The sequence below is a fragment of the Limosilactobacillus sp. WILCCON 0051 genome, from assembly GCF_039955095.1.
GTDB lineage: Bacteria > Bacillota > Bacilli > Lactobacillales > Lactobacillaceae > Limosilactobacillus > Limosilactobacillus allomucosae.
The window spans coordinates 1241014-1257685 of sequence record NZ_CP154878.1 but is presented as its reverse complement, the minus strand read 5'-3'; the positions used below and the strand labels follow the sequence as shown (position 1 = coordinate 1257685).

Annotated in this window: 14 protein-coding genes and 1 pseudogene; 8 read left to right on the top strand and 7 right to left on the bottom strand. The window is 47.0% G+C overall.

Annotated elements, in window-relative coordinates:
- The first annotated feature begins 54 nt into the window (after nucleotides 1–54).
- Entirely contained in the window at nucleotides 55–2700 is a 2646-nt protein-coding gene (locus ABC765_RS05985) for a cation-translocating P-type ATPase (protein ID WP_347979927.1), read from the top strand.
- A 50-nt stretch (nucleotides 2701–2750) separates the two neighbouring features.
- On the opposite strand, the gene ABC765_RS05980 is transcribed toward ABC765_RS05985, so the two are convergent.
- The 4 genes from ABC765_RS05980 to ABC765_RS05965 form a co-directional block, all read right to left on the bottom strand.
- Nucleotides 2751–3992, bottom strand: a complete 1242-nt coding sequence (locus tag ABC765_RS05980) for a glycosyltransferase (protein ID WP_347979926.1) — start codon at nucleotides 3990–3992, stop codon at nucleotides 2751–2753.
- A 21-nt stretch (nucleotides 3993–4013) separates the two neighbouring features.
- The gene (locus tag ABC765_RS05975; RefSeq protein WP_080749628.1) at nucleotides 4014–4178 is read right to left on the bottom strand and encodes an LPXTG cell wall anchor domain-containing protein; all 165 of its coding nucleotides are present in this window, start codon (nucleotides 4176–4178) and stop codon (nucleotides 4014–4016) included.
- A 295-nt stretch (nucleotides 4179–4473) separates the two neighbouring features.
- Entirely contained in the window at nucleotides 4474–5628 is a 1155-nt protein-coding gene (locus ABC765_RS05970) for an NADH-dependent flavin oxidoreductase (protein WP_347979925.1), read from the bottom strand.
- Between the two features lie 172 nt (nucleotides 5629–5800).
- On the bottom strand, nucleotides 5801–6817 hold the full coding sequence (locus tag ABC765_RS05965) for an alcohol dehydrogenase catalytic domain-containing protein (RefSeq protein ID WP_347979924.1): 1017 nt from the start codon (nucleotides 6815–6817) through the stop codon (nucleotides 5801–5803).
- Nucleotides 6818–6968: 151 nt separating this feature from the next.
- Between ABC765_RS05965 and ABC765_RS05960 the strand changes: the two genes are divergently transcribed.
- From ABC765_RS05960 to ABC765_RS05950, 3 genes are all read left to right on the top strand, one after another.
- Entirely contained in the window at nucleotides 6969–7823 is an 855-nt protein-coding gene (locus ABC765_RS05960; protein ID WP_347979923.1) for a hypothetical protein, read from the top strand.
- Nucleotides 7824–7972: 149 nt separating this feature from the next.
- A complete protein-coding gene (locus ABC765_RS05955) occupies nucleotides 7973–8458 on the top strand; it encodes a flavodoxin (RefSeq protein WP_347979922.1) in 486 nt (161 codons plus the stop codon).
- 160 nt (nucleotides 8459–8618) lie between these two features.
- Entirely contained in the window at nucleotides 8619–9962 is a 1344-nt protein-coding gene (locus tag ABC765_RS05950; RefSeq protein ID WP_347979921.1) for an FAD-dependent oxidoreductase, read from the top strand.
- Nucleotides 9963–10248: 286 nt separating this feature from the next.
- Here ABC765_RS05950 and ABC765_RS05945 read toward each other — a convergent pair whose 3' ends face one another.
- Nucleotides 10249–11505 carry a transposase gene (locus ABC765_RS05945; protein ID WP_347979920.1) on the bottom strand — a complete coding sequence of 419 codons (1257 nt, stop codon included), beginning with the start codon at nucleotides 11503–11505 and terminating at the stop codon, nucleotides 10249–10251.
- Nucleotides 11506–11569: 64 nt separating this feature from the next.
- Between ABC765_RS05945 and tnpA the strand changes: the two are divergent.
- Together tnpA and ABC765_RS05935 are read left to right on the top strand one after the other, a co-directional pair.
- Nucleotides 11570–12071, top strand: a pseudogene (tnpA, locus tag ABC765_RS05940) (IS200/IS605 family transposase).
- Nucleotides 12059–12580 carry a cupin domain-containing protein gene (locus tag ABC765_RS05935; protein WP_347980933.1) on the top strand — a complete coding sequence of 174 codons (522 nt, stop codon included), beginning with the start codon at nucleotides 12059–12061 and terminating at the stop codon, nucleotides 12578–12580. Before tnpA ends, ABC765_RS05935 begins: the two are co-directional and overlap by 13 nt.
- Nucleotides 12581–12683: 103 nt before the next feature.
- Here ABC765_RS05935 and ABC765_RS05930 read toward each other — a convergent pair whose 3' ends face one another.
- Nucleotides 12684–13544, bottom strand: a complete 861-nt coding sequence (locus tag ABC765_RS05930; RefSeq protein WP_347979919.1) for an SDR family oxidoreductase — start codon at nucleotides 13542–13544, stop codon at nucleotides 12684–12686.
- Entirely contained in the window at nucleotides 13541–13984 is a 444-nt protein-coding gene (locus ABC765_RS05925) for an Rrf2 family transcriptional regulator (protein ID WP_347953261.1), read from the bottom strand. The genes ABC765_RS05930 and ABC765_RS05925 overlap by 4 nt, the downstream gene beginning before the upstream one ends.
- Nucleotides 13985–14190: 206 nt before the next feature.
- On the opposite strand from ABC765_RS05925, the gene ABC765_RS05920 reads away from it, so the two are divergent.
- Nucleotides 14191–15123 carry an ABC transporter ATP-binding protein gene (locus ABC765_RS05920; protein WP_347953260.1) on the top strand — a complete coding sequence of 311 codons (933 nt, stop codon included), beginning with the start codon at nucleotides 14191–14193 and terminating at the stop codon, nucleotides 15121–15123.
- A 1-nt stretch (nucleotide 15124) separates the two neighbouring features.
- Nucleotides 15125–16654, top strand: a complete 1530-nt coding sequence (locus ABC765_RS05915) for an ABC transporter permease/substrate-binding protein (RefSeq protein ID WP_347953259.1) — start codon at nucleotides 15125–15127, stop codon at nucleotides 16652–16654.
- The last annotated feature ends 18 nt before the right edge of the window (nucleotides 16655–16672 follow it).

Sequence of the window (16672 nt, the reverse complement as noted above, 5' to 3'; positions counted from 1 at the left end):
TGTAATAGTTGTTGTAGAAAGGGATTATTAAATACGGAGAGGGGTTTAACGTCTATGAAAGAACAATTTTATCGTCAAACCACCTTGCAGGTTTTAGAACGACTTCACGCAACGCCACAAGGACTGCTGACGACCGAAGCCATGGAACGGTTGCAGAAAAATGGTCCTAATGAGCTGCCCCAAGGAAAAAAGATCACGCTTTGGCAAAGAATCATTGCCCAGTTTAAAGACCTGATGATTTTGATTCTAATGGCAGCAGCAGTGGTAGCGGCATTTGCTGGTGAATTGTCAGATGCCATCATCATTTTGCTGGTCGTGATTTTAAATGCCGCATTTGGCGTCTTTCAAGAGACCAAGGCCGAGAATGCAATTGATGCGCTGCAAAAAATGAGTACGCCAACCACGCGCGTCAGAAGAGATGGTCAGATTGCTCAGCTTTCCAGCAAGGAACTGGTAGTTGGCGACGTGATTCTTTTAGAGGCTGGAGACGTTATTCCAGCTGATGTGCGCTTTTTAAAGACGCAAAACGTTAAAGTCGAGGAAGCAGCTCTGACTGGTGAATCGGTTGCCGTAACCAAGGATGAAGCTGTAATCGATGCTGAATCGGCTGCCTTAGGCGATCAGCATAACATGGGCTTTATGAATACCAGTATGACGGCTGGTACGGCAGAGGCAGTAGTAGTCGCGACTGGCAAGGATACCGAGGTTGGCAAGATTGCTCAGATGCTGAACAGTGCCGAACAGACCGTCACGCCGCTGCAGCGCAATATTACTCATCTCAGTAAGATTCTCAGTGTTCTGGTGTTGGCAATCGCCGTCATTATTTTTGCACTGGGAATGCTGACCAAGCGCGAAACGCCACTGGATATGCTGCTGACTGCCATCTCACTGGCGGTTGCCGCAATTCCGGAAGGGCTGCCGGCAATTGTTACGATTACGCTGGCTTTAGGAACCCAAGCCATGGCTAAGCGCCACGCTCTGATTCGTAAGCTGCAGGCCGTTGAAACACTAGGGGCCACTGAAATTATTGCGTCTGATAAAACGGGGACGCTGACTAAAAATCAGATGACGATCGAACAGCTGATGCTGAATGGTCAGGTTACGGCCGCGAATGATTTTAAGATTGATGCTGATTCACCATTGACCAAGGCGATGATCCTGGCTAATGATGCTGAGCGGGGCAGTCAAAAAGAACTGTTGGGCGATCCGACCGAAACGGCGCTGTGGCAGTTTTATATTGATAAAGGACTGGATATTGACGAATTTAGGAATCGTTATCCCCGGCTTAACTCATGGCCATTTGATTCAGAACGTAAGCTGATGTCGGTCGCCGTCAATGACAAGCTGCCGACCTTGTATCTGAAAGGGGCGGTTGACGAACTGCTAACGCGTGCCGATCGCATCCTTGACGGTGAGCAGGTACGTGAGATGACGGCCGCTGATCGTGAGCAGATTCTTAAAATCAATCACCAATTAGCCAAACAGGCATTGCGAGTGCTTGGCTATGCATATCGGCCGCTGACAGATGCTGAGAGTCAAAGTGACGACCCGGCTGCAGTTGAGCAGTCGCTGATCTTTATTGGACTGTCAGGGATGATTGATCCGCCACGCCCTGAAGTCAAAGCGGCAATTCAAGAAGCTAAGGAAGCCGGTATTCGTCCACTGATGATTACTGGTGATCATAAAACAACGGCACGGGCGATTGCTGAACGATTGGGAATCATCGAGCCAGGTGATGAAAACGGCGCGATTACCGGTCAAGAGTTGAATGAACTCAGTGATCAGGAGTTGAAGGATCAAGTCGCCCAATACTCGGTTTACGCACGGGTTGCCCCTGAACATAAAGTCCGGATCGTCAAGGCTTGGCAGGCACATGATAAAGTCGTTGCCATGACTGGTGACGGGGTTAATGACGCACCAGCGCTTAAGACGGCTGACATTGGCGTTGGGATGGGTATTACCGGGACTGAGGTTTCTAAGAACGCAGCTGATGTGGTCTTGGCTGATGACAACTTCGCTACGATTATTGCCGCGGTCAAAGAAGGACGCAAGGTTTTTGCCAATATTCAAAAAGCCATTCAATACCTGCTTTCGGCCAACCTTGGCGAAGTCTTGACGCTTTTAATCATGACGATGATGAACTGGTCAATTTTAGCACCGGTTCAGATTTTGTGGATCAACCTGGTTACTGATACCTTTCCAGCGATTGCACTAGGAGTCGAGCCAGCTGAAGGTGATGTTATGAAACATCGGCCACGGGGTAATCAAGGCAGCTTTTTGGCCCATGGCGTCGGTTTCAACATCATCTACCAAGGCATCCTGGAAGGGCTCTTGACGCTGGGCGTTTACGCTTTGGGTATTCTCTACCCGGTTCATCAAGGATCCGCGCTGATTCATGCCGATGCATTGACCATGGCCTACATTACCCTAGGCCTGATTCAGCTGCTGCATGCCTGCAACTGCAAATCGCTGCAGGGAACGATCTTTAAAGCTGACGAATTTAAGAATCGCTACTTTAACTGGGCAGTTTTAAGTTCGGCAATTCTTTTGGCGGGCACGATCTTCATCCCATCACTGAATCCAGTCTTTCATACTACCGAGCTGAATGCGGCTCAGTGGGGCATTGTGATTGGAGCTGGCGTCTTGATGGTACTGATCGTTGAAATCGTTAAAGCAGTACAGCGTCGTCAAAAACATTAAATGTAAAAAAGCCACAAGCACTGATTGAATTCAGAACTTGTGGCTTTTGTTTAGCGATCAACGTGCTGCCATTTAGCAGTCTTGTCTTCATTGCCAGCGATCCGCTTCATATTGAATAGACAGCGCATCAATGAGATCCAATCAACGATATTGATTAGATACAGGATCAGGTAGGCAAACGGCGCTGCCATCATCAAACGGATGCGTTCCCAGAATTTAAGATCTTCTGGAATAAAGGTAGCCATGGCGAAAAGATAATAGAGACCCAGGATGGCAAAAATCGTTGAAAAGTCGGCAAAGTAGTGGATGATGCCTAAAATCCAAAGCAGCAGCAATGGATCGATCAGCATCAAAAATTCTTCAAAGAAAACCTTGGGCAGTTTCCAAAACGTGAGCTTAAAGGTGTATTTAGCATCCCGATTAAAGATTACGCGACGATGCTTGAATAAAGCCTTAAAGCGGCCCTGTTTCCACCGATAGCGCTGTTTGAGCAGCTGAGAAAACCTGCTGACTGGCGGAGTATAAGCGATAACGTCATCCGCATAGCCGAATTGACGATTGCTGTTGCCGAAGTAGTCGATCATCTTCATCGTAAAGTCAATGTCTTCAGTGATCGAGTCAGTGTCATAGCCACCGACTTCCAGCATGGCTGCCTTGCGAAAAGTTGAGCCAACCCCGCCAATGATATATTCAATTCCCAAAAGCTCCTCAGATCCCTTTAGCCGATAACCAAGCAGGTATTCGACTTTTTGAACGTATTCCAATAGATTATGGGGCCTGGTAATTCGAACGTTGGCACTGACCCCCAGCTGGCGGGGATCGTCAAAACGTCGCGCCATGCTGGTCAAAGCGTCAGGCGCGAGATATGAGTCGGCATCAAGCACCATGATCAAATCGCCGGTCGCAAATTTTTTTAAAGCATGATTGATTGCCACCGACTTGCCTTGATTCGGCTGGTGAATTACGCGCAGCTTGGGATTTTGCCTGGCCAGTTCATCCAGAATCATCCCCGTTTGGTCACTTGATCCGTCATCAACCGTGATAATCTCGTAGTTGGAATAAGTCTGGTTTAAGACTGACTCAACACAGCGACGGATAAATTTTTCCTCGTTAAATGCGGGAATCACGACCGAGAAGCGATGATGGGCTGATTTTTGATCAAGCTGCTCACGATTCAGACTGTTGATCTGATGCAGATTTGATACGATCAAGCCAACCAGGATGCGGCCAACTGCCAAAATACTGAGTGCAAACACCGTAATGGCGATAATCAGGGCCAGGTTGAATTTCATAATGTTCCTCCTTTTTAAACATTAGGAGGAACGTTTCTTGATCTCAACCACAATCAGCGTTATGGCCAGGATCGCCATCAAAATACCAATGGCAGTGGCAAAAATCATGCTTACGGTATTGCCTGTCTGCGGTAAAACGGCTGCTAGCGGAGTGGCCATCAGACCTTTGGATAGGTTAGAGTACATAGATTAAAACCTCCTTGTCATTGCTGTTTCGACTATGACTAAAGTATAGCGAGAATATTTGAACTATTTTTGAACAAATGTTAAAAAATGACTTAATAGTGAACTAAATCACATTATCAATAGGAAGAATAAATCAAATGAAATGGGTAATTACCGATTCAAAAACTATCTATTGTGGTTGATTAACTAATTTGTGCACAATTAACGCTTTCTTTTTGCAGATGCTGTCGCTAATGATGAAAATAAAAACAGTGTTGGAAGCTTCAGGGCTTTCTGACACTGCTATTAAAATATTCTATTTAGAGAAAATCGCGTCATTACCGTTTTCTTGCTGTCGACTCTTAAACGGGAAAGGGATGCCGCTGGTTAGAAAATTCATCAGTGGCGGGTACAATCCCAGTTCTTCAGCGTCATTGGGATCAACTTCATAGCGTATATCAGCTTCTCGACCGGCCTGAACTTTTTCGATCCAATGCGGCTCAACCAGATATTCACGGCCAATTGCTGCCAGATCGATACCAGCTGCCATTGCTTTTTCTACGTCAGCAGGCGTCTTCAAAGAACCAACGCCAATTAAGGGCAGTCGACCGCGCAGCTGATCCTTGATTCGCAAAATCGTAAAACGCTGCTCATCAGGATCGTTTAATGATTTCCGCCATAGATTACCCATGGAGACGTGCAGATAGTCTAATGGCTGATCGGCTAATACGTCAACGAATCGCAGCGTATCGTCAATGCGAATGCCTGGTTTTTCCGTTTCTTCAGGCGAGAGACGATAGCCAAGAATAAACCGTTTCGCGCCCAGCTGCTCAATCATTTCATGGCTGCGTTTGATGATGCTTAAAGCAAACCGCATTCGCTGCATAACATCGCCGCCCCATTGATCAGTACGGCGATTGGAGTGAGGAGAGAAGAACTGCTGGATCAGGTAGGTATTGGCACCATGAATCTCAACGCCATCAAAACCGGCTAAAATAGCTCGTCTGACTGCCTGAGCAAAGTCTTCGATCGTCTGTTCAACCTCAGCTTCAGTTAAGGCGTGCGGCATTTCATTAAATTCGCGGCGACCAGGCACCGCACTGGCACTGACCGGCTGTTTTCCCCGCAGAATCGCGGAAGTCGTTTTGCGGCCCGCGCTGAAAATCTGCAGAATCGCTTTAGAGTTACCCTGCTTCATAACGGCTGCCATTTTGGCAAGACCAGGAATAAAGCGATCGTCAGCTGCTGACAGTTCACCCTCAAAACCCTTGCCAAGTTCGTTGACATTGGCAACTGGTGAGATAAACATGCCCACGCCCCCTGATCGCTTATTCAGATAGTCCAGTTCATTCAATGATACCGTACCATCTTCAAGCGCCAATTGTTCGGTCATTGGCGGAATTACGACGCGGTTTTTCAAGGTAACGCCGTTGGGCAGCTTAAGCGGCGTTAAAAACTGATATTGTTTCATGATTGTTAAGGCCCCTTTGTTCAGAATTATTCAATTTATTACGAGATTAATTATAAAAGGGGAGTTAACAAAAAGTAAGTAGGCACTTTAAAGTAACCTGCTTACTTTTTTTGGCAAACGATTAGAATTAGCCGTAAATGTAATGATTTTCACCAACCACAATTGATAAACGCTAATCTTGATAAACGATCTGAACGTTAAGCGCATGCTGGGGATCAGCTGCGGTTTGAATACCCTTTTCCAAGTCTTCCCAGGCAAACTCGTGCGTAACCATCTTTTCGATTAAGTCGTTGTTATGCTGCATAATGTCTAAAACGATCTGAACGTCTTTTGGACGATAGCCGCCAGAACCGATAATCGCCCGTGATGAGTAGGTCAAAGACAGCAGATCTACCTGACGAGCCTGTTTGGCAACGCCTACGATGACGTAGCGGCTGTCGATCGGGCCCTTAGCCATAAAACGATCAAAGATTTCAGCGGCCCCCACGGCATCAATCGTAATGTCAATCGCCGGCACCTGACCATTTAAGCTGGGAGCCAAGCCGAAAAACTCAGTGCAGGCAGCTTCCAAGTCGGTTTCACTAGAGTTGCAAGTCGCAAATCCCATTTGACGCGCAATTGATAAACGATAATCGCTTAGATCGACCAACATGATCTTTTGACAGCCGGCATGACGCAGAGCGGTTGCTGCTGCGATGCCAATTGTGCCTGCACCATATACGATCGCGTTTTCGCCTGGTTGAGGATGAGCTTGATAGGCAGCATGCGTACCGACCGTAAATGGCTCGATTAAGGCACCGGTTCGATTGCTGATTGAATCAGGGACTAGATAAAGCTCGCGATTCAAATGCGCGTTTGGCACCAGCAGATATTCGGAAAAGCCTCCCAGACTGCCAGCATTGCTAGGGTCACCACTAGCTAATAATGGGTAAGGGTAGACGCGTTGTCCCACCTTAAAGTCAGTAACGTTTTTGCCAACCGCGGCCACTACTGAGATCATTTCGTGACCAAATGGATGATCGAGCTTGATCTTATGTCCGCTTGCCAGACCATGTTCATAAACGGCAACGTCTGAGCCGCAGATACCCGCGCGCAGGTTTTTGATCAAGACATCATTTGGTCCGCATTCTGGGATCGGTTGTGTGGTCAGCTTAATACTGTGCTTTCCTTCATAAAGAGCTGCTTTCATTTTTTATCACCTCGCTGTTTGTTGCAAAATATTATAACGGTCTCAAGCTAATAATGGTATCAACAGATTAACGATTTTTGTTGGGTAGATCATCACCAGAATTTGATATAATTAACGTTTAAAACCAAGCGTCAAGGAGATGAGCAACAAAATGAAACGATGCTTGCTCAAATCATGGTCGGCTGTGGCTGGCGTTCTTTTGATTCTTTTGCTGCTGCAGCCAATGATTTTTATGATAAAGCTTCCCCAGCTGCTGCAAGTCATCATGATGGTGATTTCCGGAGTCTTGGCGGGCTGGCTTTTGCTTAGTCTGATCAATGGTATTAATCAAGGCTGGCAGCGGTTTTTAAAGCGGGTTCCCTTAATGGAGCAGCTATTTAAAAATCAGCGCCTAAATGCCTTGATCAGTAATTATCTGGGGCTGATGGTGGCAACTTTGTATTGTCTTTATACGTTTTCGATCGGCATGATGTATCGATCAGCATGGTTTATCACGCAGGCATTCTACTATCTGCTTTTGTTTTTGATTCGCTTGATCTTAAGCCATCAGATTCGAACCAGTCGTCGCAGTTCACCAGCTGCTCGTTTAAAGACATGTTTGATGATCGGCTGGCTGCTGCTTTTATTTACGCCGATTCTGGGCGGCATGACGATTCTGATCCTGCATCAAGAAAGCTCAACGACGCATTTCTCACAAAACGTGCTGCTGGTCGTGGCTCTATATACCTTTATCAACTTAGGCAGCGTGCTTCGTGGTTTTGCCAAGACCCGCCGTGCCGCGATTCTCTTAAAGACCGATAAAAGCGTGGTTATGGTTACCGCGCTGATCTCTCTGTATAACCTGCAGACGCTGATGCTTGCCGCCTATAGTCATGATCAGCAATACACGCGGTTGATGACTTGGGCAACCGGTCTGGGCATCATTGTACTGATTATTGCTCTGGCGGTTTGGATGATCATTGAAAGTCGACATAAAATCAAACAGCTGGCTAATAATGCCGGATAAGTCAAATCAGCAGCGTTGATATGTTGATGCGCGATCCTGCGTTATCAATGCTATGCCAAGAACGCATACCGGCATACTAAATAAGTATTTTAAAGACTTGACGCTTAGTAATATACTAAAAGTAAGCAAAATAAAAGGAGCTGATCACTTTGGCTAAAACGATTGTATTTTACTTTTCGGCTACCAATACGACCAAGCAGCGCGCGGAAAAAATCGCATCAAAGCTGGGCGCGGATCTGTTTGAAATTCATGCTGAAAAGCCTTATTCAGCCGCTGATCTGGACTGGCATGATCCTAACTCGCGCACGTCCATTGAACAGCATCAGCATGCCAGCCGGGTTGCAATTAAAGACGATCTGCCCGCGATCAATGACTATGATACGGTACTGATCGGTTTTCCAATCTGGTGGGGAATTCCGCCTCGCTTGATTGCTGACCTGATTGATCGTCTGCCGCTCAATGGCAAGCAGCTGGCTGGATTTGCAACTTCCGGCAGTTCTGGCTTTGAGCGCGCCCAAAGCTATCTGGAACGAACCGTCAAGGAAAACAATGCTGACGTTCAGGTCCTGCCAGGCGCAGTTTTAAACAGTGACGCCCAGATGGATGCCTGGTTAAAGCAGCTTAATCTTAATTAATTGTTGCTCTGAAATGATGCTGAGCCGCTCTTTGGTAAGAGTCTGGCATGGCATCATTTTTTTGTGGCTTTTTTTGAGCAGATTGATTGCTTTTTGAAAGTCGCTTATTTATAGTAAGTAAAACATCAATTATTTTGAATTGGCGAAAGGATGATCGGCAATGGAAAAATTTAAAAATGTGGTAATTGGCTTTGGTAAGGCGGGTAAGACGCTGGCTAAGTTTTTGGCGCAGCATGATGGGGAAGTGCTGCTGATTGAGCGATCGGATCAGATGTATGGCGGTACCTGCATCAACGTTGGCTGTCTGCCATCCAAAAATATGATTATCAATGGTCAGCGTCACCTTGAGTTTACCGACGCGGTTGCCAAACGAGGCACGATGACCAAGCAGCTGCGGAACAAGAACTATCACATGGTTGCTGATGAACCGCTGGCAACGGTTTGGAATGGTCAGGCCAGTTTTGTCAGCAATCATGAACTAAAAGTTGCCATGGCTGATGGGACTGTACGACAGGCTGCTGCCGAGCGCATCTTTATCAACACTGGTGCCACGCCGGTCTGGCCAAAAGTTCCGGGGCTGGATCCCAGCGAGCGCATTGTCAGTTCCAAAGAAGCCATGGAACTTGCTAAAAAGCCGGCCCGCCTCGCAATTATTGGCGGTGGCTATATCGGGCTGGAATTTGCCGAAATGTTTAATTCCTTTGGCAGCGAGGTAACCATCCTTGACCACCATGCTCAGCTTTTGGGCCGCGAAGACGCAGACATCGCGGCTGAAGTAACGAATGATCTTGCCAGCCTTGGGATTAAGATTGAGCTGAATGCTGAATTAACCAGTGCGGCAGATGATGGCCAAAAAGTCTTATTGACCTACCGCCAAAACGGCCAAAAACAACAGGCCGAGTTTGATGCCGTGCTGGTAGCTGCCGGGCGACGTCCCAACATCGACGGACTAGGACTGGAAAACACCGATATTGCCTTGACCGAGCGCAATGCCATTCAAGTTGATGATCGGCTGCGAACCACGGTGCCAAATGTTTGGGCTTTAGGCGACGTCAACGGCGGGCCAATGTTTACCTACATCTCGCTTGACGACTTCCGGATCGTTAAAGACCAGCTGTTTGGCCAAGGCAAGCGGACGACTGCCGATCGCAATGTCGTGCCGACTGCATCGTTTTTGACGCCGCCGCTGGCAAACGTCGGAATCAACGAGCGCCAGGCCCAGGCTGCCGGTAAGGACTATCTGGTCTTCAAACTGCCAGTCAAGGCCATTCCTAAGGCGCGCGTGCTGGAGGATCAGCGGGGAGTCTACAAGGCAATCGTTGAGCGCGATACGCATCGGATTCTGGGCGCAACGCTTTATGCTGCTGAGGCCCATGAAACGATCAACCTGATTGCGCTGGCGATGAAGGCGGATCTGCCATACGAAACGCTGCGCGACATGATCTTTACGCATCCAACCATGTCTGAGGCCCTAAACGATCTTTTTAAGGCGCCAGTAAAATAGGCTTAATAATTTTTTGCAATCAGTCCGCTTAAAAGGCCGAACTTTGCTACAATGAAAAGAAAAAAGTGAGGTCGATGCCATGCCGACTAAAGACGAATATAGTCAACCACCATCGGCTAAAGTCGATGGCTTGTGGGCAAACACCCCTGTATTGAGTATCCGAACCACAATTTGCATAGATACGGACGATTTACTCAAACAGCCGCAGTTGCTTGAGCAGTGATCATCTAATTACCAATGCCTTTTACATTCCCAGGTTGCCATAGGAATGAGCCTAGCTTTTTGACTAGGCTTTTTGTTGTTTCTGGAGTCCTTTTTCTAAAATATTCAGTGCTGCATTGTAATCACGGATATGATGAACATGGCACTTTGGACATATCCATTCACGATCTGCCAGGGTCAGCTTTTCGGTCCCGTCACTTCCCATTACAAAACCGCAGTCATGACAGGTTTGGGTCGTGTTTTTAGGACTGACCGTGATAAATTGACGGTCATAAAGGTCGGCTTTGTATGACAACATCCCCAAGAAAGACCGCCAGCCAACATCACTGATGCTCATTGCCAAGGCATGATTTTTTAACAGATTCTTACTCCTCAATTCTTCGGCTACAACGAGATCTTGGTTCTTGATCAGTGCTGTAGACGTGCGTTGGAGAAAATCATGGCGGCGGTCAAATACCCGTGCATGGATCTTAGCGACTAACAAACGCTGCTTCTGGTAGTTTTTGCTTTCTCGCAAGGAACGTTGCTCTTTTTTAGCCCGGCGCTGGCGGCGTGAAAGAGTGCGCTGTGCTTTAGCTAATTTTCCCTTGATTGTTCGATAGTAGCGTGGGTTAGCGATGGTTCGACCATCACTGGCAGTCAGAAAGTTTTCTGTGTTTAGGTCAATGCCAATTTGCCGATTAGTGCGGCTAAGCTTAGGAACAAACGGTGTATCTGAACCTAGTTGCAGCGACAAAAAGAATCGATCGGCAGCATCTTTGGAAATGGTCACCGTACCAATGCGTGTTTCGCCTTGACGATCCAATAGTCGCTGTTGAGTGCCTTTGATCCGCAAACGTCCTAGTTTAGGCACCACAATATGTTTGCGGTCTTCAAAGCAGACGGTACCGTTGTCTAGCCGGGCCGTCTTTTGTTTTGGATATTGACAGTTGGTCTGGTATCGCCAGGCATAGCTTTTACGATGAAATTTTGGCACACCGGCTTCATGAACCTTGCGAAAAGCGTTCCAAGCCTTGTGATAGTTTTGAATGGCATTAGCCTTAGCAAGACTGTCAATGCGCTCATCTTCTAAAAACTGGAAATGATTTGACATCTGCTTAGCGTTTTGACGAAGCTTTAGCTGTTGGATCCGATCTTGAACCGTATCAATCGACAGTTTTACTCGGTTTAATTGCCAGAGCTCTTTACCTATCGCAACCATCTCATTATAGACGAAACGACTGGCATCGCTGTTAACCTTGATTATTTGTTTCTGGTAATCACTCGGATAGATGCGAACCTTCAATCCATAATGATATTCTAACTGGGCCATTGACTTCATTTTTTCACCTCCTTTAATTGGATTATATCATCAGCTAATGACTATAACGATTGAGGTGTTCTTAATGACTAAAGAAAAAATTCAAGATGCAGTTTATACTCGTCGATATATCTATAATTTTCATTATCACTTAATCTGGGTAACTAAGTATCGTCACCAGACTTTTTCAACTAAGGAACTGGTAGACGAAATGAAAGACATATTGCGAATGGTTGCAAAAGATAACGAAATTGTAATCGAAAAGATGGAAGTAATGCCAGATCATATTCATGTACTGATCAGTTTTCCACCTAGCAAGTCGCCAACCAGCGCTATCAAAGCACTAAAGGGACGTAGTGCATTCATCTTTCTCAAACGACATTCTTTCTCAAACGACATTCTTTCTCAAACGACATCCAGAAATTCGACAATCACAATATTGGGGTGGTCATTTATGGTCGCCTAGCTACTACATGAGTACGCTTGGCAATATGAGCAAAGACGTCGTAGGAAACTACATCAATAATCAAAAATACAATGCGCTTCAAAAAGAACGTCTTAAGGAAGCCTATCCATCCCACGACTAAAGTCACGGGATTTTCGGCTAGACATAATTAAAAAGCTCAACTTAACGCCACATCCAGAAGGCGGTTGGTATCGTCAGGTCTACCACAGTGCCAAGACGCATTATGATGCTACATCCCTGGCCAGCCGTTATGAGTACACTTCAATCTACTTTATTCTGGACGGGGGCTCGCCATCGCATCTGCATCGGCTGCTTCATGATGAACTATGGTATTTCCATGATGGCTCATCAATCGTTGTCCACTGCTTTTATCCGGATGGTACCTATGAGGCCGTACATTTAGGCCGTGATATTGAACAGGGCGAACAGCTGCAGTTCCGAGTGCCAGCGGGAACGATTTTTGGTTCTGAGGTCTTGGATGCTTCATCGTTTGGGCTGGTCAGCTGTGCTGTAGCACCGGGCTTTGACTATCACGACTTTGAACTATTTACCCAGGACCAGCTGCTGGCTAAGTATCCGAAGCAGGCTGAAGTAATCAGACGGGTGGCATACCAAAAACTGCCAGCTTGAACCTTATGAAATAAAAAACACTCAGCAGTTTTGAAACTGACTGAGTGTTTTTTTCGTCTGACGCATATACACAGTAAAATGACCGAATAAATCAAATTATCAATCAGCGCTGATAGTTTTGCCGCAGGAACTGGTCCATTGGCATTGGCTCATGACCAGTAATGTGCTGGAAATCATCAGTGACGGCATCCATCAACCCCATTGCGGCCGCATGATACATCGAGGACAGTTCATCGCCATCGCCTTCCGCCCGGTAGATGTCGGCAAACTCCTGCAAAGAAACCGGGGCATAGCCAATCTTCTGGCCCGTCACCTCAGACATGATCCGACTGAGTTCAACCATATTGTAATTCTGCTTTTGCGTCAGCAGGTAGATTTGCCGGTGATCACGCAGGTAAGGCTTGACGGCAACATTGGCAATTGCCTCGGCACTGTCATCGCGGGTAATAAAACTCATGGCCTGATCGCCGACTGGGTAGATCACATTCTGCCGCTCAATTAACTCTGGCAGGTACGGTACCAGCGGATCGGCATATAACGAATTTTTGACGACCGCGTAGTTCAGTTTGGTGCCAGCGAGCCGAGCGGGCAGGTAGGCATAATATCCCGCCATCTGGAAAGGATTATTGGGCTGATCGGCAATGAAACTGACATCAACCAGATTTTTTACGTCAGCCTTTTGCATTGCCTTTAGCGAGTTTTCAAATTCCAGCACGCGGTTGGCGACGTCATAGGTGATGCTTGGAATGTAGATCAAGACATCGGTATCGGCAAACGCTTTGGTCATTGATTCAACATCATAATAATCGCTTTTAACGACTTCATAGCCTTGATCCAAAAAAGTCTGGGCCTTGCTAGGCGTATGGGCGGCCAGGCGAATATCCTGGACATCAACCAAACGGCTCAATTGCTCAACGACTTTACGGCCTAGATGTCCAGTGGCTCCGGTAATGGTATATTTCATGATTGCTTCTCCTTTTCTGCCTGCTTAACCAAAATCGTATCAATAACGTCTTGCAGCGTGATCTGCTGCAGCTTGGCTTTGGCGGCTGTTTCGGCGTGACGATAATAGTCTTCCAGCGTTGATTGAATATTGCCGCCCACGATGCACTGCGGATTGGTATTGTGATCAATGGTAAAAAGCGGTGTCTGTCCCTCGGTTGCCAGGTAGACATCCAAAAGCGTGATTTTTTGAGGATCCACCAGCAGCTCAGGGTCGGGGGTGCCATGCTTGGTCTTGATGAACCCAGCCTCCTTGAGGGATGTCATTAAACGACGGACCACCACTGGCGACGTTTCCAGTGAACCAGCAATGTTGGCACTGGAAAGCGTGATTTTCCCTTGATAGATGCAGATGAAAGCCAAGATATGAATGCTGTCACTGAATCGAGTGGAAACCTTCAAATAATCATCTCCTGTTGTAACTTTATTAGTTATATATAATATAACTGATCCAACTTAAAAAAGCAACGGCAAATGAATGGCACGTTTGAAAGTAACTGTTTATCTTATATAAATTAAAGCATATCAATTTACAAAGATGTGAAGATCGAGTAGAATGCAAAAAGAAACTTTAATGGTTACATCAAACAGAGAACATGGTGATTAGATTGATTAAATACGAAAACGTGGGCATGAGATATGGTCAAAACGTCATCTTAAAAGACATCACGCTGACGATCAATGATGGCGAATTGTTCGTCCTGGTTGGTCCCAGCGGTAGCGGCAAGACCACGCTGCTTAGAATGATCAACCGGCTGACGGCACCGACTACCGGTAACGTCTATTTGAATGCAAAGCGCGTCAAAGACTATGACTTGCGCAAGCTGCGTCTGCATATGGGATACGTATTGCAGAGCAGCAGTCTGTTTCCTAATCTAACGGTTGGCGAAAACATTGCCATTCAACTAGAGCAGCAGGGCATCAATAAAAATGATCGGCGCAAGCGTTCGATGGAGCTGCTTGATCAGGTTGGTCTGCCAGCCAGTGACTTTATCGACCGGCATCCAGATGAGCTTTCGGGTGGCCAGCAGCAGCGCGTGGCGATTGCTCGTTCAATGGCTACCCAGCCGCAGCTGATCTTGATGGATGAATCGTTCAGCGCGCTGGATCCGGTTTTGCGTGCTCAACAGCAGGATCTGTTGTTAAAACTGCATCATCAGTCAAATACAACGGTTGTTTTTGTAACCCATGACATGCAAGAGGCACTGCGGTTGGGCGATCGGATTGCCGTGATCAATGATGGTCAGCTGCAGCAGGTTGGTACGCCAAATGAGATTTTGGAACAGCCGGCTAATCAGTTTGTCGCTGACTTTTTTGCAACGGCGCGACCAAGATTAGGCACTATGACTGCACTCTTATCATCAAAACTAGTACAAAAAACGCCAGCCACTGATCAATCTGTCGTTATCGCCACGGTAGCGCAACTGGCAAGTCTCACGCCTGACGCGGCTGGCTGGCTTCATTTTCAATATCAGGGGCAGAATTTCAGAATTCAGACAACTGATCTGCTGCATTATTTAGGACAAAGAGAGGATCGGTAATATGACTGAATTGCTTAATACGATCGTGGCGCAAAAAAGCCAGATTGGACAGGCGCTGTGGGAGCATCTGTCGCTATCGTTTTGGGCGCTGGTGATTGCCGTATTGATCGCGATTCCATTGGCAGTATTGCTGAAAAACAGTCGACATGCCGGCGAGATCGTTTTGCAGCTGGCTGGTGTGATGCAGACGATCCCCAGCCTGGCGCTATTGGGACTGCTGATTCCGCTGGTTGGGATTGGCAGCGTTCCAGCTTTGATTGCCCTGGTCGTTTACGGCATCATGCCGATTTATCAAAACACCTATTCTGGACTGCGCAGCGTTGACCCCAACCTTGAAGAAGCCGCGACGGCATTTGGTCTTTCGCGCTGGAAAAAGCTGACGCGACTGGAATTGCCCATGGCTCTGCCTGTGATCTTATCCGGAATTCGCATCTCGTTGGTCATGATTATCGGAACGGCAACTCTCGCTGCTTTGATTGGTGCCGGTGGGTTGGGGACCTACATTATGCTGGGGATCAATCAAAACAACAATGCCTACCTGATCATCGGGGCGGGGCTGTCAGCATTGTTGGCGCTTTTGATGTCGGCACTGCTAAAATATGTCGGTGCTTCTAAGAAACATCTGAAGCAGGGAATCGTCGTCGCCGCGCTCGCTCTGGTCGGATTTGGCGGCTGGCGGGTCTGGAGCAGCTTTCAAAGCGAATCAGAGCCAATCGTAATCGCTGGTAAAATGGGGAGCGAACCCGATATTTTAATTCATATGTACAAAGATTTGATTGTAAACGATGATCCACATGCCAAGGTCGAATTAAAGGCTAACTTTGGCGGGACCAGCTTTTTATTCCGTGCGCTGCGCAACGATCAGATCGATATCTATCCTGAGTTTACCGGAACCGTTTTACAATCGCTGGTTCATGACCAACGATCGACGCCGCATGATCCGGTTAAGACCTACCAGCGGGCGCGGCGTCTGTTGAAACAGGAATATGATCTGACGTATCTGAAGCCAATGAAGTATCAAAATGGCTACGACCTGGCCGTCAATGCTGATTTTGCCAAGGAACATCAGCTTACCAAACTCAGCGATCTGGCTAAAATCAATGATCAGATTACGGCCGGCTTCGATCCGGACTTTGCCAATCAAAAAGACGGCTATCTAGGCCTCAAATCAGCGTACGGCTTAAACTTCAATCAGGTAAAGACGATGGAGCCCGCACTGCGCTATCAGGCAATTGCCGATGGGCGCGTAAATCTGGTCGATGGCTATACGACGGATCCGCAAGTGCGCCAGTATCATCTCAAGGTGCTTAAAGATGATCAGCATTTCTTCCCGCCTTACCAAGGAGCACCTTTGATGAAGGCCTCATTTGCCAAAAAGCATCCCCAAGCCGTTAAAAGTCTGAACAAGCTGGCCGGTAAGATTACTGAAAAAGACATGCAGGAGATGAACTATCAAGTAACGGTTCAGCATCGAAAAGCCAGTCAGGTTGCCCATGAATATCTGGTTGAGCATCATTTGATTAAAAAATAACATCATAAAAAGTCAGGA